We start from the raw sequence: 2,389 nt of genomic DNA, 5'->3' as shown, positions 1-2,389 counted from the left end.
TTAAGCGGACAAAAATAGTGGGTTAAAATGTGTAGCGAAGCGAAACGTAACCCACTGTTTTTGTTCCGTTTAAATGCCTTGTTATATGCTCGCGATCAGTTTGAAACCTCAGATAATACAAGTACATAACGAAATGGAATAATAAAGCAAACCACCTCGATTTAAAGCCATTTAATTATTAACTTTGAACTTCGTAGAAAACACGTTACGAGATTCACACAAAACTAATAATTAAACAGTTTACGAACATTTAAAACCACCCTTTTGGATTTCAAATCATCAATTCAAAAACTAGCTGCCGAATAGAAATTGAAACCAAATCAGACAACCAAAACACCGCAATTTACAGATTGACGAAATACAAGTTAGCCAATGAAAACTACAGCACAATCGACGCTACTTTTAAGATTTACTATTTTAGAAAACCACCAAAAACAGCATGGACAAACCTTAACCAAAGCGTATATGAAAAACTAAAACATACCCCAAAAGGTAGCGACATATAACGCCTGCTTAAGCGGATAAAAATAGTTGGCTATAATTGTGAAGCGAAGCGGAACGTAGCCAACTGTTTTTATTCCGTTTAAAGCTCTTGTTAGATGCTCGCGATCAGTTTGAAACCTCTGATAATACAAGTACATAACGCAATGGAATAATAAAGCAAACCACCACGATTTGAAGCCACTTAATTATTAACTTTGAACTCTGTAGAAAACCCGCCACGAGATTCACACAAAACTAATAATTAAACAGTTTACGAACGTTTAAAACCACCCTTTTAGATTTCAAATACTCAATTCAAAAAATAACTGACGAATTGAAATTTAAGCTCATCAGATTACAAAAAAACACAATTTTCAAATTGACGAAATACAAGTTAACCACTCAAAGTAACGACACAAACAAGGCTACAATTTAGCTTTTCTATTTAAGGAAATCTCCGAAAGTAGCATTGGAAAACAGTGCTCAAAACGTACATGAGGATCTAAAACATCCCCTAAAAAGTAGCGACATCTAACGCCTAATTAAGCGGACAAAAATTGTTTGCCAAACTTGTTGAGGAACGAAACATGGCAAACTGTTTTTGTTCCGTTTAAATTTCTTGTTAAATGTATTATTTAACTACATTTACAGGGAAAACTTCTTATCTGTAAATCGAATTTCTACGCCAAACTCTCGAAACAAGTGAAAACCTAACGGGTATTTCCAACCATTATCCCCTTCCATTATTTCAGAAATATCCTTAGATTTCTGTGGAATATTTATTTCACAAATTAAGTATGAGTGTTTATTTTTTCCCACATGTAAAAAAACTTCATCAAGTTCGACACCAAACGATTTCTCGGACCAAAGAGCCAAATCATCTACTGATTTGATATTGGAATAATCTAATTCTCTGTATATGTATTTCATACCAGTAATCATATATAGAACCTAATTGCGCATACATTTAACGCCCACATTAAGCGGACTAAAGTAGGGCGACTTTTTTGCGCCCTTTGTTTTTTGCAAAAATGACGAACTGTTTTAGTTCCGTTTAAATTGCTTGTTATGTCTCATTTCCAATGCGCCATTGATGCCTTGAATCAAATACAGGGAGTTTATGGAGGCTACGACAAAAACCATCTAATCCAGGGTAAATCGTTGCTGACGTGATATTCATCTGATGAAGCATCCTCAACCCTTTGTACCTTAAAGATTTAGATATAATCAATTTGTATGCATCGCACTCTTCAATGCTGTACTCAGCTAAAGCACCTTCATGCGAAAATGTAACATAATTCGAGGCCACAAATAGCCCTTGTTGGGCAATCAATCGCTGATTCGAAAATTCAGGTTCAAAAGCAAACAAAAACACTGGTTCAGAACTATTCTCTCCTTTCATCAACTGGCTATATACTTTTGCCCTTTTTTCACCAAAATATTGTTCATCGACTTTTTTTAATGAATTATGGTTTAAACAATATATAGCAGCGTCAGAATTTCCGCTCTCAAGAGCAAAATACAATGCTATATAAGGGGAAAAACTAAAATCCAGTAGTCGAGTTGGAGCTCCGTGATGTTGCATGAGAGACAACCAACTCAACTCATCATTTTTTTGTGGTAAATGACTAAGATACAAATGAGCGGAGCTTTTAAAACGCTGTAACATAATATCTTCATGATTTCGTTCATTGATTGAACTCGAAGGCATACTTCCTAAGTCTCTAATATCCTTCGCATCATGAATAGTTCGATAAAGTGAGCTCTGTAAGCTCCAGGTAGCATCGGACTGCCCTCGATAAATCCATTTCCGATAATGTTTGTTTTCAACATGTGATTTAAACGCATCCCATGTATCAATTTTAATTTCTTTAATAGTTTGAGAATTCATCATTACCTTGTTGAG

Annotated in this window: 2 protein-coding genes; both read right to left on the bottom strand. The window is 35.0% G+C overall.

The window, feature by feature from the left end:
• Positions 1-1,128: 1,128 nt before the first annotated feature.
• Entirely contained in the window at positions 1,129-1,425 is a 297-nt protein-coding gene (locus CXF74_RS21070; RefSeq protein WP_101084571.1) for a hypothetical protein, read from the bottom strand.
• A 124-nt stretch (positions 1,426-1,549) separates the two neighbouring features.
• Positions 1,550-2,389: FRG domain-containing protein (locus CXF74_RS21065; RefSeq protein ID WP_101084569.1), on the bottom strand; the 840-nt coding region annotated here is incomplete at its 5' end.

Source organism: Psychromonas sp. Urea-02u-13 (genome assembly GCF_002835995.1).
Taxonomy (GTDB): Bacteria; Pseudomonadota; Gammaproteobacteria; order Enterobacterales; family Psychromonadaceae; genus Psychromonas.
The sequence above is the reverse complement of the archived record's forward strand: the minus strand, read 5'-3'. Positions and strand labels throughout refer to the sequence as shown.

Coding starts and splice junctions, on each gene's coding strand:
- CXF74_RS21070 (WP_101084571.1), bottom strand. CDS start 1,425: ATGATTACTGGTATGAAATACATATACAGAGAATTAGATTATTCCAAT.